General features: G+C 38.1%; 21 protein-coding genes. 2 read left to right on the top strand and 19 right to left on the bottom strand.

The features are described from left to right. Positions 1–144: 144 nt before the first annotated feature. From V9W66_RS18020 to gloA2, 4 genes are all read right to left on the bottom strand, one after another. Positions 145–690, bottom strand: coding sequence for a Uma2 family endonuclease (locus tag V9W66_RS18020; RefSeq protein WP_144094826.1), 546 nt, complete (start codon positions 688–690; stop codon positions 145–147). A 266-nt stretch (positions 691–956) separates the two neighbouring features. Next, positions 957–1,424, bottom strand: coding sequence for a hypothetical protein (locus V9W66_RS18015; RefSeq protein WP_144094824.1), 468 nt, complete (start codon positions 1,422–1,424; stop codon positions 957–959). Positions 1,425–1,427: 3 nt separating this feature from the next. Next, complete coding sequence (locus V9W66_RS18010; protein WP_144094822.1) at positions 1,428–1,646, bottom strand: hypothetical protein; 219 nt, start codon at positions 1,644–1,646, stop codon at positions 1,428–1,430. A 14-nt stretch (positions 1,647–1,660) separates the two neighbouring features. Next, entirely contained in the window at positions 1,661–2,044 is a 384-nt protein-coding gene (gene gloA2 / locus V9W66_RS18005; RefSeq protein WP_144094820.1) for an SMU1112c/YaeR family gloxylase I-like metalloprotein, read from the bottom strand. Between the two features lie 442 nt (positions 2,045–2,486). On the opposite strand from gloA2, the gene V9W66_RS18000 reads away from it, so the two are divergent. Continuing rightward, positions 2,487–2,684, top strand: a complete 198-nt coding sequence (locus V9W66_RS18000; protein ID WP_243121787.1) for a hypothetical protein — start codon at positions 2,487–2,489, stop codon at positions 2,682–2,684. 221 nt (positions 2,685–2,905) lie between these two features. Here V9W66_RS18000 and V9W66_RS17995 read toward each other — a convergent pair whose 3' ends face one another. From V9W66_RS17995 to V9W66_RS17925, 15 genes are all read right to left on the bottom strand, one after another. Next, entirely contained in the window at positions 2,906–3,841 is a 936-nt protein-coding gene (locus V9W66_RS17995) for an oligosaccharide flippase family protein (RefSeq protein WP_439362796.1), read from the bottom strand. An 18-nt stretch (positions 3,842–3,859) separates the two neighbouring features. Beyond that, entirely contained in the window at positions 3,860–4,636 is a 777-nt protein-coding gene (istB, locus tag V9W66_RS17990) for an IS21-like element helper ATPase IstB (RefSeq protein WP_008369148.1), read from the bottom strand. Then, a complete protein-coding gene (istA, locus tag V9W66_RS17985; protein WP_144094096.1) occupies positions 4,633–6,177 on the bottom strand; it encodes an IS21 family transposase in 1,545 nt (514 codons plus the stop codon). Before istA ends, istB begins: the two co-directional genes overlap by 4 nt. Positions 6,178–6,352: 175 nt before the next feature. Beyond that, positions 6,353–6,946 carry an oligosaccharide flippase family protein gene (locus tag V9W66_RS17980; protein ID WP_144093184.1) on the bottom strand — a complete coding sequence of 198 codons (594 nt, stop codon included), beginning with the start codon at positions 6,944–6,946 and terminating at the stop codon, positions 6,353–6,355. Continuing rightward, positions 6,939–7,685: an acyltransferase gene (locus V9W66_RS17975; protein ID WP_243121609.1), complete on the bottom strand. Its 747-nt coding sequence runs from the start codon at positions 7,683–7,685 to the stop codon at positions 6,939–6,941. The genes V9W66_RS17980 and V9W66_RS17975 overlap by 8 nt, the downstream gene beginning before the upstream one ends. Before the next feature lie 327 nt (positions 7,686–8,012). Beyond that, positions 8,013–9,314, bottom strand: a complete 1,302-nt coding sequence (locus V9W66_RS17970) for a hypothetical protein (protein ID WP_144100629.1) — start codon at positions 9,312–9,314, stop codon at positions 8,013–8,015. After that, complete coding sequence (locus tag V9W66_RS17965) at positions 9,314–10,207, bottom strand: glycosyltransferase (protein ID WP_144100631.1); 894 nt, start codon at positions 10,205–10,207, stop codon at positions 9,314–9,316. Before V9W66_RS17965 ends, V9W66_RS17970 begins: the two co-directional genes overlap by 1 nt. Positions 10,208–10,382: 175 nt before the next feature. Next, positions 10,383–11,534 carry a glycosyltransferase gene (locus V9W66_RS17960; RefSeq protein ID WP_144100633.1) on the bottom strand — a complete coding sequence of 384 codons (1,152 nt, stop codon included), beginning with the start codon at positions 11,532–11,534 and terminating at the stop codon, positions 10,383–10,385. A 1-nt stretch (position 11,535) separates the two neighbouring features. Continuing rightward, the gene (locus V9W66_RS17955; RefSeq protein ID WP_144096122.1) at positions 11,536–12,198 is read right to left on the bottom strand and encodes a D-sedoheptulose-7-phosphate isomerase; all 663 of its coding nucleotides are present in this window, start codon (positions 12,196–12,198) and stop codon (positions 11,536–11,538) included. A gap of 24 nt (positions 12,199–12,222) precedes the next feature. Then, positions 12,223–13,554, bottom strand: coding sequence for a D-glycero-beta-D-manno-heptose 1,7-bisphosphate 7-phosphatase (gene gmhB / locus V9W66_RS17950; RefSeq protein ID WP_144096120.1), 1,332 nt, complete (start codon positions 13,552–13,554; stop codon positions 12,223–12,225). 4 nt (positions 13,555–13,558) lie between these two features. Then, positions 13,559–14,560 carry a GHMP family kinase ATP-binding protein gene (locus V9W66_RS17945; protein WP_144096118.1) on the bottom strand — a complete coding sequence of 334 codons (1,002 nt, stop codon included), beginning with the start codon at positions 14,558–14,560 and terminating at the stop codon, positions 13,559–13,561. Then, positions 14,557–15,456: a beta-1,6-N-acetylglucosaminyltransferase gene (locus V9W66_RS17940; RefSeq protein ID WP_186290128.1), complete on the bottom strand. Its 900-nt coding sequence runs from the start codon at positions 15,454–15,456 to the stop codon at positions 14,557–14,559. The genes V9W66_RS17945 and V9W66_RS17940 overlap by 4 nt, the downstream gene beginning before the upstream one ends. Before the next feature lie 241 nt (positions 15,457–15,697). After that, the gene (locus tag V9W66_RS17935) at positions 15,698–16,888 is read right to left on the bottom strand and encodes a glycosyltransferase family 4 protein (protein WP_144096114.1); all 1,191 of its coding nucleotides are present in this window, start codon (positions 16,886–16,888) and stop codon (positions 15,698–15,700) included. Positions 16,889–16,890: 2 nt separating this feature from the next. Further along, the gene (gene cps2T / locus V9W66_RS17930) at positions 16,891–18,132 is read right to left on the bottom strand and encodes a beta 1-4 rhamnosyltransferase Cps2T (protein ID WP_021651714.1); all 1,242 of its coding nucleotides are present in this window, start codon (positions 18,130–18,132) and stop codon (positions 16,891–16,893) included. Between the two features lie 236 nt (positions 18,133–18,368). Continuing rightward, positions 18,369–19,550, bottom strand: coding sequence for a zinc ribbon domain-containing protein (locus V9W66_RS17925; protein ID WP_144096112.1), 1,182 nt, complete (start codon positions 19,548–19,550; stop codon positions 18,369–18,371). A gap of 561 nt (positions 19,551–20,111) precedes the next feature. Between V9W66_RS17925 and V9W66_RS17920 the strand changes: the two genes are divergently transcribed. Continuing rightward, entirely contained in the window at positions 20,112–21,008 is an 897-nt protein-coding gene (locus tag V9W66_RS17920) for an RluA family pseudouridine synthase (protein WP_144096110.1), read from the top strand. Positions 21,009–21,058 lie beyond the last annotated feature (50 nt).

The raw sequence follows: 21,058 nt of genomic DNA, 5'->3' as shown, positions 1-21,058 counted from the left end.
TGCTAATCGCATAAATCCGCGCGGTATGTCTCGGGTTTTCTGTGACCTTCGCTCACAAAAAACACCTCGCGGAATATTACCAGTGAACAGTAACCGGCATTTCTTTTGTATAATCTTCTTTAAGCGATGGCAACTCATTGGCCCCTACAATTCCATACTTCCGAAATCAATCACAAGTTCTTCATAGATCCCTGCTTTAACAGAATCCTCCAAAGTATACTCATTAATACTTTCGTCACCTGTAAAATTGTATACAATAACACGATCTTTCTCAGGATCAACAATCCAGTATTCTTTTACACCACAGGAACGATATTTCAGAAGTTTTAGCAGATAATCCATTTTTTTACTGGATGGTGACACAATTTCTATAATCCAGTCAGGTGCACCATTACATCCTCTGTCATCAAGTTTATGTGGATCACAAATCACTGAGATATCCGGCTCAACATAGGTATTACTTTTCTCATCAAGATAGACAGCAAAAGGAGCTGCATATACCTCACACTTTCCTTTGTGAAAACGAATATATTCACGAATAACACTGGAAAGCTCCATTGAAATTTTTTGATGTCTGCGACTCGGTGGAGCCATCATATACATATGGCCATCAATCAATTCTGCTCTTTCACCCTCTGGTAAAGCATATATATCATCTATAGTATAAATTTCTTCTTTCAATAATAACATACTAGCACCTCCCAGTGAGTTTTTTCATGACTATATTATAATATAGGTTTTACCTATTCAGCAACTTATTTTTATAAATGCAGAAAATCCCCGACTACTTTTCAGTGGCATCCGTAAAGAGGTAGGAGAATTTTTGCTAAGCTTTGTTAAAACTCTTGCATAATTTCTTCCCGGATGGTATATTATGGCTATGAATTGCGGTGGTCGTCTTCGGACAACACCTTGAAAGAGCCTGATGCGTCGGGCTCTTTTTTCTTTTATCTTTTTTACTTTTTTTCCAGTGTTAGAGCATTCCTCCAACGCTTCATCGCTCTGTACCTCCGCTGCCGTTCAGCTCCAACACTGATCTTATCTGTCGGTGCTGTACCCGGAAAATACACACCCTTTTTGTACGGAAGATATGAAGTAACAGAGGACCTGGACAGGCCAAGAGCATTTGCAGTTGAAAGGACAGCAGCTTTATGATCCTGTGTTTTTCTGAAGTCATCAAAGGTCTCCTGCACCTTCTCCGCCACATCCGATGCATACACACCAGCCGTGATAAGCAGCTTCCGAACCTTGATCGGGTTCAGCCCCAGCTCATCTGCAATAGCCTGCAAAGACATCCCGGCATCATAAAGCACAACAGCCGGATCCATCAGCTCCTTCAGGATCTTCCCGGCATCATACTCCGGCTTAGATTTCCTGCGGCCACCGCCGGGCCTTCTTGGTTTATACGCTCTTTTCTCACCCATAGATCACAAAACCAGCTCATACATTTTGAAGGTCATCTCGCCGCCATATGTCAGAACATACAGTTCTTTCTTATCAATACTATTATGCAGCATTTCATCAGAAGGATGGATACCTTTCTTCCAATGTGGAAACGATGGATCACCCTGCTCCTGATTGATCAGCTCCCAGTACAGAGATTTTATGTTGTCAAAATCATCTTTTACTGCCTTACGAAATGTCATTTGTTCCAATCCCCTTACTCATGCAGCTCCAGCGGCAGTCCGTCCGGGTCATGAAAAAACGTCATCTTCTTGCCGGTAAAATCATCCACACGGATCGGCTCACATTCAATCCCGACCTCCGCCAGCTCTTTCACCGTCTGCTCCACACTCTCCACACAGAAAGCAAGATGACGCAGACCACAAGCCTCCGGACGGCTCACCCGCTTCGGTGGATTTGGTTCTGCAAAAATCTCCAGCTCCGTGTGTTCATCCACACACAGATCCAGCTTCCAGTCCCTGCGCTCTGAACGATAGTTTTCTCTGATAACGGAGAAGCCAAGCTTGTTTACGTAGAAATCCTTTGCGGATTCGTAGTTGGATACGATGATAGCGATATGGTGTATTTTTGATAGGTTCATTTTTCTTGTACTCCTTTTTGGGTTTGTTTTATTTTCGTTATAAACTATATGTCGGGCTTTAAAATATACCGTGTGCTTTGGCTCTGAAAGAGCATGTGTATAGTGTTTCACACACGGTAATTTTACAAGAAATACGAATTATTTTCAATTATAATTTTATGAGTGCTCGAAACAATGAGGTAATTATTATAACTATAAATGAGCAATTTCGTAATTTTGCATAAAAAAGAAAAAAACCTTAATTCGAATGTGTTGTATAATGAAAGTGACCAAACCAACATTTGCAACATTCACGAGAAAGAATGTGCCTCTTGCAATACTATACATCATTCTTCATTTATATACAAAAAACTTAAGAAATTTAATTTATGCAATTTTTATTCGAACCGGGCAATCAACCATCTTATGAGTATCCTGATTAGCATTTTCATCTCAGGATACCATGGAAAAACCATGGATTTTGCTAAAAGCAGTTCTTGTTACAACAATACGATTGCCCATTTTCTCAATTCCGGAAAATGGGATGATGTGGTTACTTTTAAATACCTTAAAACGTTTTGTCATTGTGGTTATTTACTCAGAAGCAGTACGCACCGGAAAACCTGTTTTCTGTATCGCGGACGATACGATTGCTTCATAGACAAAGCCTTCGTCACGGGCTCTGCCTCCTATTGAAGATGCGTATTTTCACCTGCCCTATTTAAAGGAAAAACAGGATTACGGGCATCAGGCAGTTGCGGTTATGCTTTCCTGTAACGGCATTGTCCTGAATTATGCTTTTGTAATGTACAACAAATCAATTTCCAAGATGAACCTTGTACAAAACATTGCAAAGGAACTGCCCGTTCCACCGGTAATGTCCTATCTTCGTAACTTTTGTAATAGTTTCATCACTATTTCATTTTTCAAAAAAATCAATTCCAATGCATAAAGTATAATGCTAAGCACAATCACAAGGACAACTATAGCTAAAATACCATTACAATAACACTTTACCAGAAAGGAAACAATAAGTATCGTCATACATCCAACGAAAGACTGAAAAAGACTTTTCTTAAATGCGCTTATGTCTAAGTAATCTTTAAGATCTTTACACGATAACCAACAATAAAGCAAAACAAAAAACTCTGCTACCACCGTAGTAAATGCTGCACCATTATGCTTAAATATAGGAATAACAATAATATTCAATCCAACATTCACCAAAGCGCTTATTGTTGTTGCTTTAACATTGATTTTTTCTCTTCCAAGAGGAATATTCAAACAATATGTAAATAGCCCTCCAAAAACTGCACCTATCAAACTTAATGACAAGATCTGAAGTGTAAGTACTGAATCCAAGTACTCCGTTCCACCCATTATTATAACAACTTCTCTTGAAATCGCAGCTAACCCTATTGCTGCAGGCAATAATATAATTGTTAAAGCAGTACAAACCGAAGTAAACACCTGTTTAATCTTTTCTTTATCATTTTGACCAACTAAAAAAGAAATTCTTGGTATTGCAACCGAATAAATTGCTGCTAGCATCGTTTTAATTACATTATAAATTTTAACTGCAAGTGCATATAATCCTACATAATAATCGCCGGAAAGTAATCCAATCATAGTAGTGTCTGCATTTACATATATTGTTGTTGCCACCGAGTTCGCAAAAATTGTCAGAATAGGTTTTATATGTCTTTTTAATTCAATACTCTTCGTAAGTTTTACTTGTATGTAACGTTGAATATTACGGTGCGGCAGAGCCGCCAGTCCGGTGTGGCGAGAGCCACCTGTCCGGACTAACGGAGCCACCTCAGTTTGTTTATTAAGTTACTTTGCCATTGCTGGATCCAGTCCATATACTTCTCTCATAGAGAGGTCTTTAGCTGGGTCAACACTTTCAATATCGATTTTATAGGAATCATACGAAATACGATCCATGATGGCATCGGCAAGAGTACTTTCACCATCACAGATTTGCTGGTACCATTCACTTTCACGGAACTGAGAACAAAAGATTGTTGAAGATTTTTTACGTCTTTTATGTATCAGTTCAAAAAGATTCCTGGCTTCAGCTTCGGTCAGTTTAAGAAGCAGCCACTCATCAAGGATCAGTACTATTGGCTTGGTATATTTCTTCAGGACATTCGAGAAAGTTCCATTGTCCCTGGCAGCCTGTAAGTCCAATAATAGATCAGGAAGTCGTACATACCGTACTGAGTAATAGTGCTTGCATGCTTCCATGCCAAAGGCACAGGCCATATAAGTTTTACCACTTCCGGTTGCTCCAGTAATAAAGATGTTCCGGTATTCTGTAATGTATTCACAGGTTGCCAGACGGTTGATCAGTGCTTTGTTCAGCTTTCGTCCAGAATGGTAATCGATGGCTGCGATGCTGGCATCTGGCTGTTCAAACTCAGCCTGGCGGATCAGCCTTTTCAGACGATTGTTTTTACGGTTGCTATACTCGACATCAACAAGCATACCGAAGCGATCTTCGAATGGAACTTCTTTCATTGCAGGATCATCCATCTGGATGCGGAATGCATCTGCCATAGCAGTCAGACGCATTTCAATAAGTTTATCGATTGTACTTTGATTTGTCATGATTGTTTACCTCCATAGTATCTGGCTCCTCTGGTTATGCCGTGTGGTTTTTCTACTTGAGATGATTCTGATTCGGTATCAGGTGCATCCTTTGTTGCAACCAATAGATTTTTGATACTTTTATAGCTGGGTTTACCGGAATATGAGAGCGCCTTAGCGCAGACCTGTTCCAGCTTTTCTGACGAATATTTTTCTGCCAGTTTCAGTAATCCCATGCAGCTTCTGTAGGATTGCTGTTCAATCCTGCCGGAGGTAAGTATTGCATCGACAACCTTACTTGTGTTAATTCCAATCGAATCAGCCCACTTACGGAACCGATCACCGTTCCATTCCAGATATTTCTGGTGTTCCTGCGGCATATGTTCTGTCACTGTAGAATACTGACCGCTTCTTCCATAGAGTCGTCTGTGAGAGGCAATACGATTGTGATTATAAAATATTTCAACCGTTGTATCTGTTATACGCACATCAACCTTATTTTTGATATACTGATAAGGCACGGAGTAGAACATTCTGTCTACTGCGATGTGATAGTTAAACTGGACGGTGGCTTGTTTCCACTCAGCCAGTTCAAAAGGTGTAGCAGGCAACGGAGCCAGTAATGGCATTTCTTCCCCAAGAAATAAACTGCGTCTGCTACATTCCTTTTTCTGGAATTTACGGGCGTTGTAGGCATCCAGTTTTTCACGGATTGAAGCATTCAATTCTGCAAGAGAGAAAAACTGTTCATTGCGAAGGGCTGCTGTTATCCATGTGGATATCTTTCCTACCGATCCCTCTACATTCGGTTTATCTTTGGGTTTCCGGATTCTGGCCGGAAGGATGGCAAGATTGTAATGTTCTGCCATCTCATGATAAGTTGTGTTTAAGGCAGTGTTGTACCAGTCACTCTTTTTATGATTCACTGCGGTTGTGCAGTTATCAGAAACGAGCATAGGTGTGACACCGCCAAAGAAATCAAACATCTGGACATGAGCTTTGATCCAGTTGTCGGTTTTCTCATTCATATATGCTTTTACAAAAGCATACTGACTGTAAGTTAATACACCTACAAATATCCATGCATCTGTTATTTCTCCGGTGTCCGGATCAATGATGTGAGCAGGGTCACCTGCCCAGTCAACCTCAATCTGTTCACCTGGTTTTCTAGGGATATGCATGGTAGCCCTGCGTTTTTCTTCATCCTTCTGGATGTAGTAGCAGAACTGAGAATACATTAGAGGCTCTTCGCTGCTCATGCGGCACTCCTCACAGTATTCTACCCAGAGAAGCTTTTTGTTTACGCCGTTCCGCAGAAGTTCTTTGCGGATGTAGTCAAAGTTTGGCATACGTTTATTCGTTGCCGACTTATCTTTAGGAAACATCAGCTCCTCTAGCGCACTGTCGGTCATGTCAAAATCCAGCGGCCATGAAAGATTGATTTCCGCTGCTTTTTTCAAAACCTTGGCGACTGTGTTTCTGGATACACCGCAACTTTGTGCGATGTTCCTCTCACTGAATCCTAAGCTTTTCAAGCGTAGGATTTCACGATACTTGGTCATAACTTACGACCTCCTTTATCTGTATTCACACCAAAGGTGTGTATTTACAATATAAAGGAAATATATGTAATAGAGCCCAATAAGGTGGCTCTGAATTACCGGAATATATGGCTCTCATTCTCCGGAATGGTGGCTCTCAAAGTCCGGACAGGTGGCTCAAAGAGCCCCGGAATAATCAACGTCTACAATAAAACCAATTCGATATACAAATCAATCCACTATTTGCAACTGTCAATAGTGCATATTGCAAAGCATCATTTTGATCTTTAACTAAAACAAAAAGTAAAACCAATGTCAGTATATAAATCACAATACTTCTAATCGTGACATATAAAAAATCTTCATAAATAGTGTTTATCCACTCTACTCCTAAGGTAGAAAAACCTATAGAAAGGCTCAATAGACCAATTAATTGTTTATATTCACTTAAAGCTTTAATATTGCAAGCACAAAAAACAAGCAGTATATATGCTATAATTGATGTAACTATACTTATACTAAAAATCTGATTGCAAAATTCATTCAATTTTTCTTTGTCTTTTCTGAGCTTTGCCCCTTCCCTTACAGCATAGGTTGATGTACCCAAAGCAGCAATCAAGCTAAAATATCCAATGATGGAAAGTGTATAATTCACTTTTCCGATGCCATCTGCATGTAGAACCCTAAATGCGTATGGATAAGTAATCAAAGGAAAAATAACCGACAATCCACTTCTAATTGCATTCAAAACCGCATTTGTTCCCAATGATTTACTTTTATTTTTAAACATATTCCACTATTCTTTCTAACCAAAATGCTTCATGTATACCAGGAAATTCATACTTCAAAGTGTGACTACGCTGACCGATTATCTTTGCTGGCACCCCACCCACTATAGTATATGCAGGTACAGACTTTGTAACAACAGCTCCAGCTACAACTACTGCACCTTTACCAATTGTGTTGTGTGGAAGAATAACCGACCGGCTTGATATCCACGCATAATCTTCTATTTCAACTGATCCACCTGAGTTATTTGACCCAAACATTGCGTCATTAATATCATGCTGTTCTGTCCATACCCATGCACCAGTAGAAAAATTAACATTCTTGCCAATTTTAAGTCCATTTCGGCCATCTAATTTACATTCATCTCCAATAATCGTTCCTTCTCCAATTTCTATCTTCCATGGAAAACAAATTTCAAACCCTCCATAAATGACGACTTTTTTATAAATTTTCATAAGATATACATGCTTTAATATCCAATTTCTATATGTATGGCAAGGAACCCTTCCTAATAGATTCAATTTATATCTAATCCAACCCTTATACAAATGGAATAACGCTTTAATTTGCTTTTTAGGAAATCTATAACTCATCACCTCTGCGTTTGTATACTGTGGCTTATCACTCATTAAATTCCCATATTTTTTGTCTTTATGTACTTGTAATTTACAATACAAAAATGTAATTAAATGATCCAGCAAATACAACACAAATATAACAAATATAGCTTTAGCAAACAATTTACACCTTACCTCCTTGTCTTATTTCTATTTTATCCATTCCAATAGAGATCTTTTTCTATCGCTACAATTTCTTTTGAAATCCTCGGAAACGCTTTTAATGAATTCATTTCGAGATTCTATATTATTTATAAATATTTTCCATGTTACATCTGAGATATTAAATTTCCAATTAGACAATTTTAATTAATCGCCGCATAATTATTATTGCGTCCTGTACTATATCATTAATCATCGCAATGTCTGTTCCTACAAAAAATGGTAAGAACATATGATAAATATCTGATTTTAAAATTTGCTCCTAATATGCTCTATATTCCGTCACATTCATCTATTTCCTTCTAAGTACTTTCCAAAGATAAATTCAGTAATTCCTAAAATGATAGGAAATGCAATTACACGACTCGAATCCATTATAATAAGCGTAGGTGTTGTACATAAAATATAGCAAGCCAATGCCATAATTAATTTACCATCTGAAAAAAATCTATTTTTGCATGTTTTGAAAGCAATTTTTATTATTCTAAAAACAGGCCATATATATATACCAATAACAAAAATTCCTAATAAAGCAAGTTGTCCTACTATTCCAACATCATCATAAAAAAATCTAACATACACTGTTTGATAGTATATTCCTGAAGCGCCATGAACAATGTCATAGTAATTTTTATCTCCAACAAATCCATTGGCAAAAATCGGATTTTTCAAAAAACATTCCCAATAATATTTATATGCACCTAAACGGGCTATACTGCTCCCGCCAAATTCACCTGCAGAAGAAAAACTATTCAAGAATTTTGCAACAATACCACTTTCAAAAAGAATAATGATACCAACAGAAATTGCAAATAATGCAATCATTTTCTTTTTTATGGATCCATCACCAAGCAAAATAAGAATTCCCAAAGATGCCAATAATGTCAAAATCATAATTCTAGAATTTCCTGTAAAGTAAATTGAAAGCATTCCCAAAAAAATCGAAATAATCGGAATCAATTTCTTCCTATTTTTTACATTTCTGTAATTATATAATTTATAAAAATTATAAATTATCATAAGAAATGCTAGCGCTCCAGAATTAAATCTTATCTTTCCATTTCTTATCATACCACCCGAAATCAAATCAGACGATGCATTAAATAGAATATTACCTGTTTTTATATAAGCAACTCCCTGAATTATTGCTATGACATACATAATAACCGCGATAAAATTAAATAATTCAAACAAACTCTCATATCCATTCTCTACAGAAAAAATATATAGAATCGGAATTACTATAAAAGAATATAAATAATAACTTGCAAACCCATATGTAGTTATTAATGAATTCAGCGGATACTTTATTGTAGTATAAAAGGATATACATACAATCGATAAAAGCACTACAATAAAATATTTTTTTAAAAACTTCGTGTACCTAGCCAATGCAGTCTTATGTCTTTTATAGCAAACAAGTGCGACTATAACAGATAAAGCCCCAATCCATTTTGATTTATTAGTATAAACTATAAATTCCAACTCTTTTGGAAGTGTAAATAAACTAAAATAATGCATTTCAACTATTAAAATTATTGTCAAATAGATTCTATACGGAAGAGCCTTCCGATTACATTTTATTACCATTAACGCTCCTCCTTATTGGCTTCTTTTAATATATTTAATAATATAATTGCAGACTGCTGATAACATTTATTTATAAAAAGTAATTTATCTTTATTCTTTTTTGCGACTGAACTGGTCGAACGCCCTTCCTTATGATAAATTACAATTTCAGGATCAAAAACTGTAACTAGATCATGTTTCATCAAACTCAAATATAGAATCGGTTCTTCATAATATAAAAATGTTCTTTCGTCAAATCCTTTTATATATTCAAATGCTTTTTCAGAAAAAACAAGAAAGCATCCTTGTAGAACCACCTGCCTTTGATATTGATAGAATTCCATATTTCGATGTAACGGCGTATCTTTTTTAAGTATTTTATACCGAACCAAATTTCTCAAAAATCTAATCCCACAATAAGGTCTATATAAACCTCTCTTTATAATTTTTTCTTCTCTTATAAATGTTCTAAGTTCTTTTTGAATATGTTCAACGGTGGGAGGATAATGTGGACTATTATCACATCGACCATCTGCAGTAAGAATTAATGGGCCTAGTAATGCAAATTCACTATTTCTATACTCATTGTCCAGCTTTTCTACCAAATCGTTCTGTATCAATTCAGTGTCACTATTTAAAGCCACAATAAACTGAGGTTTATAATTTCTCTTCGCATATTCAATGCCAACATTATTTCCTTTTGCAAATCCCAGATTTTCTGTATTTCGAATCAAAATCATGTTGTTTTTTTGTTCAATGAATTTTTCTATCTTATCAGCAGAATCATCCGTCGATAGATTGTCTACAATTACTATTTTGTAATTTTGTGTGTCAATTTTAGATTCAATAGACAACACACAGTCTTTTGTTTCTTGAAATGTATTGTAATTTAAAATAATAAATACTATTTTCATACTTTCCTTATAAATACACTACTTATAAATATCATTAATTCACTCTTCAGTTACAATTGATTTTGGAAACTATCTCCAGTTACATATCTACTCATCTCCTGCGTATCACTTTAGATTCTTTTCACCCTTTCACATCACAGGATTTTTTCTCTCACCGGTATGTAATAGCTTACTATTAATCACCGACATATTTACTTATTGCTTCTTTCATCGTATCCAAAACAGCAGTCTCAGAGTACCTATCTAAATAAATTGCCCTGATTTCTTTATTAAACTTTTCTACTCCATTTTGTTTATAATCGGTTATTCGCTTAATAAATTCCTCTGCTGTATTGCACAAATAATTATTTAATCCCTCATATCCACAAAAAGCTTCGTCAGAACCGAGAATTGTTTTTCCAAACATCATTGCCTCAACGGTCTTTGTCTTCATTCCATCACCTTCAAAAATCGGTTCTACAACCAGATCCGCATAATAATACCACGGTGCAAGGTCTTCAACTTCTCCAATAATATGAATATTATTTTTTTGATACGTTGATTCTTCTTTAAGTACTTCCATTCCTTGACCAACAATGTATAAACTAATTCCCTCAGGCAATTTGATCATCACGTTTTCAGTAAACCATTTGAGTCCTGATAAATTAGGTCCAAAATTGCTGCCAATGAAAAGAAGTGAAAAATCGCTATAACCGGGATTTTCCCCCTTATAATCGCTAAACTTGTCTGCTATAAATACAGGCAAATACATTTCCGGTTCTTTTTTATAGTAATGATAAAAAGCATCTCGTTCTCTCTTATTGTGAACAATATTACAATCCGCTAACATTGCATTTATACGTTCTCTCTTTAAAACCATCTGATATGATGGATAGGCTTTAATTTTTTGAATTAAAGATGCTCCAACCAATCTAGACTTCTTAGTATTTGGCGTTATTCCTTGATACATAACAAACACTGGCAGTCCTGTTTCTTTTTTTATCTTTTTTATCAAGTACTCATATGTAGAAAAACCAAGAAAAACGAAATCAAATTTCTCTTTCTTAATATAAGCCACTATTTTTTCAAATATATCTGTCCTCACCCATTTAGGGCATCCAGATAAGACATTTTTTGCCATTTGTATTTTGCTAGGAGAATCTTCATAAATAATAAGGTTCTTTTCTACTCTATTATACAGCGCAGTATCATTCTGGTCGGGCAATGAAATAACAGTTACATTGTCAACACCAACAGCCTTTCGTAATAAACCGCTCAAGCTCCTTACAAATTGTCCGCCTCCATTATTCTTATTTAAAACCGCCTGTGATATAAATACTACTCTCATTTTAATTTCCTTTCTCAAAAAACTCGTTCTCAAGCATTAAACACAAGCAATGGTAAACCGGAAGATGCAATTCTTGAATCTTATAAGTTTCTGTTTGTGGAACCTTAATACATACATCGCACATCTGATCCAATTTGCTATTTTTAGCCCCTGTCAAACCAATTACTTTCATACCTCTTGCACGCGCAGTAGTTGCCGCATACAGTATATTCTTGCTATTGCCACTCGTAGAAATACCTAAAAATACATCTCCAGCCTTACCATAACCGTAAACTTGCTGAGCAAAGCAAAGAACTGGTTCACAATCATTCATATATGCAGTAGAAAGTGCTGGATGACCATCCAAAGCAATAGCCGGAAGTGCTCCCTGTAAATTTTCCGCTAGTACGGTTCCAAACTCAGAATTTTCTTTGATTAGTTTATCGGCAAAGTCCGCTTGCAGTTTTCTAGAAAGTTTGAATCCTTTCATTAGCTCACCTACAATGTGCTCTGCATCAGCCGCTGAACCACCGTTTCCAGCTATTAACAGTTTTCCACCATTTTTATACGATTCTTCTAGCAGAAGATATGCTTTAGAAATTTCATTTTCTACACTCTTCAGCACGGGATATCTCTCACAAAGAACAGTAATATATTTTTCTATATTTCTCTTCAACTCTTTCATTTTCTCCCTCACACATTTACCCCATTATATATAATTAGCTACAAACTTGCTCAAAGAATCTACAGTAATGGTCTGCCCATAGTCTTCATCCTTATTATTGAGCAATACTGTCTTGCATCCAGCATTAATGCCCGCTTTGACATCACTCTCACTATCACCTATCATCCACGATTGTGCCAAATCTATATTAAAATCCTCTGCTGCTTTTAATAACATTCCTGGATTCGGTTTACGACAATCACAATTAATTTTTAGTTCCGAACGTTCTCCTTCATATCCTTTATGCGGATGATGCGGACAATAATAAACCGCATCAAGATATGCTCCTTCTTTTCCAAGAATCGTCTCCATTTTATTGTGAATCTCTTCCAGTTCCTCAAAAGATACTTCACCTCGAGCAACAACCGGTTGATTTGTCACTACAATAGCCAGATATCCAACTTCATTGATTTTACGAATTGCTGCTGCAACGCCATCAATCAATTCAAAGTCATCTATATTCCGAAGAAATCCAACATACCTGTTAATAGTTCCATCACGATCAAGGAATATTGCTTTCTGTTTGTTTTTTAGATTTTTACCTGACACTCTTCCCTCTTTATAATCTGCACATACTGAATAATACCGCTCCGGAGTACCCATATCCTTAACATATTCTGGACTAGCATAGCAGAACATCATTCCAGTTCCTGCTAATGGTTTCAGCAATTGCCTATCCAGATCAACCTTTACAGGTTTACCATTCTCCCCCATCTTACCTATTGAATCAGCATCAATATTAGCTAATTCCAAAACTTTAGGGGCGATGACATGCAGTCCTGCGTTTACACAATTTCTGTAATACTGTGGTCGTTCATCTTCTTTCGCTATCCATTTTTCAACTGCACCGCTTTTATCTGCAATAATCAATCCGCTATCATAGGGATGGCTATTCGGATGTGTAAAAAGTGTAACCAATCCACCATGTCTCTGATGAAAATTTACAAAACGGTTAAAATCCACATCAAAAATCGCATCTGCATTTAAAAGGAGGAAATCTGATGTTAATTTATCTTTAATTTTAAACAGTGCACCTGCATTCCCAAGCGGCTCTTTTTCAAAGTAATACTCAATATGTACGCCAAAAGGTTTGCCTGTCACTGGAGAAATTCCAGTACCATCTCCAAAGTAATCCATGATAATATTTCCCAGATGACTCACAGTAATGATAATGTCATTAAATCCCTGATTCTTTAAACATTCGATTTCTCTTTCAAGTACAGGAACTCCTTCAATTTTTATCATCGGCTTAGGAATATCTTTCGCCACAGAAGAAATACGGGTTCCTTGTCCACCTGCCATAATCACTGTTTTCATTTCTTTAATCCCTCGGTGCATAATCTTCTGGTGTGTAATGAATCACACGTGTTCCACCATCTTCAAATTTAAACGGAATATATAGTAGGTCACGCATTGCCAATCGAACAGCTTCCTGCCGTTCAGGTTGCACATAAAAAACTAGAAATCCTCCGCCACCAGCCCCCAGAAGTTTTCCTCCCAAAGCACCTGCTGCAATACCCTTCGCATATAATTGATCAATACAGTTTGTAGAAATCGCCGTTCCTGTCTGTCGTTTTAACTTCCAAGTATAAGCCAATAGTCTACCAAAATCATCAATATCCTTCGCTTTATCAGTTAGTACCTTCTCTGCTTCACCAACCAATGACAACATTTCTTTTAGTTGAGCTGTTTTATCGAACTTCCCTGATGCATTTGCTTTCTGAACATCAGAAGAAAATCGAGTAAAACCAGTAAAAAACATCATTAAATTCTGGTTGAGTTGTTTTTTTCTCTCAGGCGAGATGATTACCGGTAGAACTTCATAACCATTGGCATTAAAATTGATACGATTAAAACCGCCAAACGATGCGGCAATCTGATCTTGCCAGCCACCTGCTTCCTGGCACAAATTACGCTCCAAAAAAATTGCTTCATCTGCCAATTTCTTCTTATCGGCATATTTGCCCTTTAACGCATAAAAAGCATTCAGCATTCCTACAGCAAAAGAACTAGAAGTTCCCAAGCCAGAACGTGCCGGAAGATCTGCCTCATAGGTAAGACGAATCTCATGCATGTCTAACATCTTCATTGCATTTCGAATTGCCGGATGCTGAATATCTTCAATATTCGTCACACGCTCTGTCTTTGCATATGATAATTCTGTAGAATAATCAAAGAATCGAGGTAAATGACGTACATTCACATAACAGTATTTATCAAATGTGGTCGACAGAACAGCTCCGCCGTGCTCCATAAAGAAACTCTCCATATCGGTTCCACCACCAAAAAAAGACATGCGGAATGGTGTTTGTGTAATAATCATTTGCTTTTTAACCTCATATAAATTTTATAAACAATTTGATCATCTATTTGCTCATCAAACTTTCTTGCAAATAAATAATCAGATGCCATAAGTTCATCAAAATCTGTATTTCTCCAAGTGTACGGTCTTCCTCTTTTCCAATCTATATCACACATATTCGCATGATAGTCATCTATAATATAAGAATAAAGATTATTCTTATATGAGCTGTTATAAACAAGAGTTTGCAAGAAGACTTCATCACAACAATAGGTATCTTTATAACATTTTAAAATATCTTGCTCCTTAGATACCACATACCGTGCTAATGAATCTGTAATACTGAACCATTGACTTCCAATTGCTACATTTTCATATATACCGTATTTTTTTACTCTATCTATCCCCATCAACTTCTGAACCAAAATACTTAGCAATCGCAATTTATTACATGTTTTTTTGAGAATTCCTGCCTTCGCCACATTTCCCAATTTTTCTTGATAAAGCCAATAATATTGGCATCGTTTTCTTGCATCTTCGTTAGTACTAAAATGAATAAACTCTTTTCCTTTATTATTCTCAAAAAACTCATGTATTTCTTTCTGTGTCTTTATTGGAAGGTCCATTCCGGAGATTAAATGATAATAATCATAGTTTCCTTTTATAGCAGCTTTTAAAAGTTCCAATTCTGCCTCAATTAGGCTCTTTCCTCCCCACGTTACATTATGCGGATTAACCAAATAAATTTTCGATTTTTGTACAGAAGATTTTAATGTTCTCTGAAATATTTCAAATGAATCCGCGACTTTTTCATCAATATGAACATAAAGATCATTTTTTTCATCATCAAGCAGTTCTAAAAGCTTTGCTACTTGATCAAATCGTGTATGTACAATAATTAAATAAGCAAATTTCATTAGCGCCTTTTCCTCATAATTATTTCCGTTTTTCAACAACACTACTTGTAGGAACATCCTTTATCACCAATATTCCTGTATCAATAATGCTATCTTTTACAATTGTGACAATGTTCAGTATCGTCATAATGTTTCCAAACTAGCAATAATCTTCATTAGTGATACTTTTTTATTGAAAACCCTGACTCTTAATTCTTCTCATCGTATCAAAAAACACTCGATGTTCTAGAAGTATTCATATTTACTGCCCCATTGTTTTTTTATAAATTTCCATCAATTGTTCATAATTATCTTCCGGTCTATATTTTCGCTCGTAATCCAACCGTGCATTTTTTCCAATTTCAGAAATCAGTTCTGGCTTACTCCATAATTCAACGATACATTTCTGAAAGCCTTCAATATCACCTAATTTTATCTTGTAGCCATTCTTTCCATCTTCGATTGCTTCTGTTGAAAAACCGAGATCAGTAGCAATCAAACCTTTTCCAAGACTTTCTGTTTCGATTTCAACCATAGAACAACCTTCATACCAAATGGATGGAAAAACTACAAATTCTCCACCCTTCACAATTGATAGACATTTATCGTGCTGCGTATATCCAAGGAAGTAAACATTGTCGTATCCGTCTGCCCAATGCCTAAACTCTTCTTCAAGTGGACCTCCACCCATTACGACCAAAGGAATATCAGGTAACTTATCCCAAATCTTCATTAGGATTCTAATACCTTTTTCCTCACCAATACGACCATAAAAAACAGCGTACCGCTCTGGCAAACCCTCAACTTTTACCGCCTTGAGATTTGCTTCTGCATCAGGTACAAAATTGTATTTCTTACTAATTTTATTCTTATCAAATTCTATATTTGTCAGAAGTCGAATCTGATTTTCATTTAAACAAATATAACGATCAATCTGCTTGTAAAAGCTTTTTCTTTTACGATGATAGGTAAAAATTCCTGCCACAATAAAACTCTGCAATCTGGAGTTTTTAAAACACCCGTATTTGCACATACGAAAATACTTTCCATCGCCGCATTCATTACACAGTTCTGTTCCTCTCAGAGATGTTGAACATGGACAAACAAAACGGGTGTCATGTAACGTGGCTACAACTTTCACTCCGCTTCGTTTAGCTGCATACAGAATTGATGGTGAAAGTAATGGAAAAAAAGTATGAATATGTACAATATCCGGTTTTTCTTTCTCAATCATTTGTCGTACTGCTCTGTAATTTTTTGAACTCCACAGCATTCCAAATGTTGCCGATAGCTTTCCAATCAATCCTGCATTGTCGAACTCATCATTTGAAACCGTATATTTAATCACTTGATTTCCGTGACTTTCCAGCAACGCAGTTTCGCTCTTGAATACCTGATCATCACCACTTGCTGAACCTTTTCTATGGAAATTGTGTATTGCCAATATTTTCATAGTCAGTTCTCCCCATTCACAAAAGCTTCTTCATACTGTCCACAGATTTTATCCCACGTATACTCTTCTGCCACACGCATCTTGGCTCTCCGACCCATTTCTGCTATTTCATCAGCACTCATCTGATCTGCTTTATCTATTAATTTTGCAAGACTTCCCTGTTTTCGACTCCAATATAACGCGCAATCTTCTGCAACCTCTTTATTAAATCCAACATCAACCAGCAGATTCAAGTCCGTACTTCCAAGAGCCTCAATCAGTGAAGGGTTGGTACCACCAACTGTATGGCCATGGAAATATGCATATGCATTCTCACGAATTTTTTTCAGTAATTCCTGATCGTATACAGTGCCAACAAATTTAATTCTATCGTCACTCTTGAAATGCAGTTTTTCCTCCAGTTCATTCAGAAACTTATCGTTAACATTTGTGATCAGTGCAAAATCTTTCTGACTATTACTCTTCATGAACTCACGGATCATAACTTCAAAAGAGTTCTCTGGTACAAAACGACCGACGACAAGGTAATAATTCTTTTTTTTCAATCCTTTTTCTTTATACCAGCTCACAAGCTTTTCATCATCGTCAGCCAGCTTGCTAAGTGTCAAATCTGCACCATAAGCAATAAACGTAGTTTTCGGATTTCTACCTTTAATACCCTTACCGTCATAGCACTTATGGATATATTTTTCGATGTTCACAGAGTCGCAGATAGCCAGATCACAATATTTAACCATCATCTGTTCGGAAATCTTCCAATATTTCCGGATCGGTGCAGACCATTTTGCCCGCATCCACTCATGACCATCTGGATTTAAATATACTTTGCCGCCTAACTTATGTATTTCTTTATAAAAATGGCCTGCAAAAGGTCCTATACGACAAGCCATTATATAAACAATCGGATGAGGAATATGGTTTTTCCTGATATGTTCACAACACGCTTTCAACGCTGCAACATCATAATAAATTGCCTGCGCAGGCCCGATCTGTGGAATATTGATCTTAAAACAATGGGCATTGTGGAGTTCAAACTCATGGTCGTTAATCTTTGTCACACCCTCAAATTTGTTCTCGTCCATGCAGCCATCACCATTGGCCTTGCAGGCAACATGATATTTGATGTTTTCCTTATTCTGATGATACTCTGTAAGCTTGTATACAAAGGTCTCATATCCCCCGTATGCACCTAAACTCTTTGCACCAACCAAATACACATGCTGTACTTCTTTTCTAGAATCCATATCTCTGTTCCATCCTCATTTTTTCAACATCTATACACCGAACCCAGCCCAGGCCAAGTTTCAGTAATTTCACATTCTTATAACTTTGAATACACCCCGTACCACAAGGGCACAGTTCTTCGGCGACGCCTGCATTGGGCCGTCTGGCGGTATTCAACCGGAAAGGAGGCGTCACTGGCGCTTCCTCTCTTGCTGATCACTCAGCATTTATATATAAGAGACATTCCTGCCGCTTATTAACTTGGTTTGTTGTTTTTCCGGAAGCTTTCCTGGCATTTGCGGCCCAGGTTTCGGGCGCCGTTCAGGAAGCGGTTGACCTGATGGCCATTCTGGCAGATGAATACGCTGCCCTGTTTTTTTCCGGTGGCTCCGCAGATGGAACATTGCTTTTCTGTTCCGTCGGCGCGCAGCTCAAGTACCAGGATTCCTTCTGCCCAGGCTTTGTATTTCAGATAATTCCGGATGCGGATACTTAAGTGAAGGGGCGAATAGTTGCCACTTCTGTACATGGATATCCTGGAAAAATCTTCATCATACTCCGGCAGTACCAGTATCCCGGTCTGATTTTCTTTGCAGAAATCCATGATCTCCTTGCTGACCTGATGTGCGTAATGTTCATTCAGGTGCTTGAGATGCATGTAATATTTCCTGTTTGGCTGACTGACGTTGTCTTTATCGGTAAATGCCCTGGATGCTTCTACTTTTTTCAGCAAAGCTCTGCAATGATGCCGGTATGCATTTCCGCCTCTGCAGTTTTTTACAGCCAGCTGCCTGGATCCTTCATCCAGAACTGTGCATACTGCAAAGCTGTCCGTATTGGTAAAGCGGACGCTGCATACTCTGGCGCCTTCCTGCATTCGTTCCTTTGCTGCCCGGGCATCGGAGTTTTCCTGCTTGACAGGTACATGGAACATGAGCCATTTTTCCTCATGGACCAGTGTCGGTGAAAGGATCGCTGCTTCCTTTGGGAAGGGACGTCCTGTAAGTCCGCAGAGTACCCAGATCCATTTCTTTCCGTTCCAGAGCTTCAGCACTACGGAGGTGTCTGTCAGGTCTTTGTACATTCCCTTGAAAAAGGTGATGTTGGCATCGATCTTTTCGGGGAAGCTTTCTGCGCTTGCTGCGGTCTTTACTGCCATTGCAGCTTTGTTCATGGCAGATCTCCGAAAATAAACGGGGAGCTTTCCGCCTGGCGGGATGTACTTTGGTTCTCTTCCGTCTCTTCCGGAAACGGTGAGTTTTTCCAGATGTCCCTGGATAGTCAGCAGATTTTCGGCGCAGAGCTCTTCTCTTTCTTTCAGGAGCACATAGTAAAAGGCTACGGCTTCCCGATACAGGGCTTCTGTTGTTTTGATCATCTGCTTTTCCGGACAAAAGAGCCGCATTTTCCATGTTTTGATACTGTATCCTGTTTTCATGGCATCTCTTTCTGCTGTCAGGTATCGCTTAATATCTTCATTAGCGAAAAAGAGCTTGAAACACTGTTAAATGCTGCTTTTTTCGGCACAGCTGACCACGATTTTGACCACTAATAATTGGAAAGAAAAAGGAAAAAAGCTTGAAAAGTATTGATTTTACGCGGATTTACGCAAGAAAAAAGTGACCACTTTTAGTGACCACTAATGTTAGATTTCGATGATTATCAGACTGTTTATTCACTTTTTGATAGAAAACGATTGCATATAATGCTTAAAAAACGACATTATTAGCATGCTTCCTGTCTTTGGCACGCCTTGACAAAGGAAAATATCAATGATATCCTTACATATAGCTGTAAAATATGTCTTTTTTGGTCTGTGACTAATGAAGATAATAAGCGACACAAATCCCATAATCCACGAGCTGTCCAAGGATGTTTCCTCTTGTACCAGCTCTTTTTTTATGCCTAATCGACATTTCCCTCCCCAAATGCTATACTATACCCGCAGGCCGCGCGATCTGGCTTTTGGCCTGCTAAATTTCAGAAAAGGATTTTTTCTATGGAGAGAATTATTACCTATACGATCTCAACCGGGGAGTCCGGGGAAAATGTTCTTGGATTTCTTCGGAAAAAGGGTTTTTCCAAACATATATTGACTACTATGAAGCGGGCGGAGCAGGCGATCCTGCTGAACGGGCAGCCGGCTTTTGGCAGAACGGTCCTGAGGGAGAGGGATGTTCTTCGGATCCTTGTTCCGGAGGAGACCGGGGACGGAGCGGAGCCTTCCATTATTCCGGTACCACTGCCTCTGGATATCCTGTATGAGGATGAGGATATCCTTGTGCTGAACAAGCCTGCTGATATGCCTGTGCATCCCTCTGCCGGGAACTATGAGAATACCCTTGCCAACGGTGTTGCCTGGTATTATAAGCAGCAGGGGAAGGCTTTTGTCTACCGCTGCATCAACCGGCTGGATCGGGATACCACCGGGGTGCTGGTGCTGGCCAAGAACCCTCTGAGCGGGGCTCTTCTCTCTGCCCAGATGAAGCAGCGCCAGATCCGTCGTACCTATCTTGCACTTACTGACGGGATCCCGCCGGAAAGGGGGACGATCTCCGCTCCTGTTGCGAGAATGGATGCTTCTTTGATCACAAGGGAGGTTAATTTTGAGCGTGGGGAGGCTGCCGTGACTCATTATGAGCGTCTTGCAGTCAGCAACGGATATGCTCTTGTGGAACTGCATCTGGATACGGGGCGGACTCATCAGATCCGGGTGCATATGAAATATATCGGCTGTCCGCTGCCGGGGGATTTTCTGTATCATCCGGTTTTTGACCGGATCGGACGCCAGGCCCTGCATTCCTTCCAGCTGGAATTTGCTCACCCCATCACCGGGGAGCCTATGTGTTTCCTGGCACCTGTGCCTGAGGATTTCCGCAGAGCATTTCTACAGTAAAAAATCAGCTGTCCGGTAGGTGTTTCCTGCACCGGCAGCTGATTTTTTTG

It is taken from the genome of Blautia massiliensis (ex Durand et al. 2017), from assembly GCF_051861785.1.
GTDB classification, from domain to species: Bacteria; Bacillota; Clostridia; order Lachnospirales; family Lachnospiraceae; genus Blautia_A; species Blautia_A luti_A.
This window is presented reverse-complemented; position numbering and strand designations above follow the sequence as displayed.

Bases quoted from the DNA above. Each gene is read 5' to 3' on its own strand.
- V9W66_RS18020 (WP_144094826.1), bottom strand. From the start codon at position 690: ATGTTATTATTGAAAGAAGAAATTTATACTATAGATGATATATATGCT.
- V9W66_RS18015 (WP_144094824.1), bottom strand. From the start codon at position 1,424: ATGGGTGAGAAAAGAGCGTATAAACCAAGAAGGCCCGGCGGTGGCCGC.
- V9W66_RS18010 (WP_144094822.1), bottom strand. From the start codon at position 1,646: ATGACATTTCGTAAGGCAGTAAAAGATGATTTTGACAACATAAAATCT.
- gloA2 (WP_144094820.1), bottom strand. From the start codon at position 2,044: ATGAACCTATCAAAAATACACCATATCGCTATCATCGTATCCAACTAC.
- V9W66_RS18000 (WP_243121787.1), top strand. From the start codon at position 2,487: ATGGAAAAACCATGGATTTTGCTAAAAGCAGTTCTTGTTACAACAATA.
- istB (WP_008369148.1), bottom strand. From the start codon at position 4,636: ATGACAAATCAAAGTACAATCGATAAACTTATTGAAATGCGTCTGACT.
- istA (WP_144094096.1), bottom strand. From the start codon at position 6,177: ATGACCAAGTATCGTGAAATCCTACGCTTGAAAAGCTTAGGATTCAGT.
- V9W66_RS17980 (WP_144093184.1), bottom strand. From the start codon at position 6,946: ATGTTTAAAAATAAAAGTAAATCATTGGGAACAAATGCGGTTTTGAAT.
- V9W66_RS17970 (WP_144100629.1), bottom strand. From the start codon at position 9,314: ATGGTAATAAAATGTAATCGGAAGGCTCTTCCGTATAGAATCTATTTG.
- V9W66_RS17965 (WP_144100631.1), bottom strand. From the start codon at position 10,207: ATGAAAATAGTATTTATTATTTTAAATTACAATACATTTCAAGAAACA.
- V9W66_RS17960 (WP_144100633.1), bottom strand. From the start codon at position 11,534: ATGAGAGTAGTATTTATATCACAGGCGGTTTTAAATAAGAATAATGGA.
- V9W66_RS17955 (WP_144096122.1), bottom strand. From the start codon at position 12,198: ATGAAAGAGTTGAAGAGAAATATAGAAAAATATATTACTGTTCTTTGT.
- gmhB (WP_144096120.1), bottom strand. From the start codon at position 13,554: ATGAAAACAGTGATTATGGCAGGTGGACAAGGAACCCGTATTTCTTCT.
- V9W66_RS17945 (WP_144096118.1), bottom strand. From the start codon at position 14,560: ATGATTATTACACAAACACCATTCCGCATGTCTTTTTTTGGTGGTGGA.
- V9W66_RS17940 (WP_186290128.1), bottom strand. From the start codon at position 15,456: ATGAAATTTGCTTATTTAATTATTGTACATACACGATTTGATCAAGTA.
- V9W66_RS17935 (WP_144096114.1), bottom strand. From the start codon at position 16,888: ATGAAAATATTGGCAATACACAATTTCCATAGAAAAGGTTCAGCAAGT.
- cps2T (WP_021651714.1), bottom strand. From the start codon at position 18,132: ATGGATTCTAGAAAAGAAGTACAGCATGTGTATTTGGTTGGTGCAAAG.
- V9W66_RS17925 (WP_144096112.1), bottom strand. From the start codon at position 19,550: ATGAAAACAGGATACAGTATCAAAACATGGAAAATGCGGCTCTTTTGT.
- V9W66_RS17920 (WP_144096110.1), top strand. From the start codon at position 20,112: ATGGAGAGAATTATTACCTATACGATCTCAACCGGGGAGTCCGGGGAA.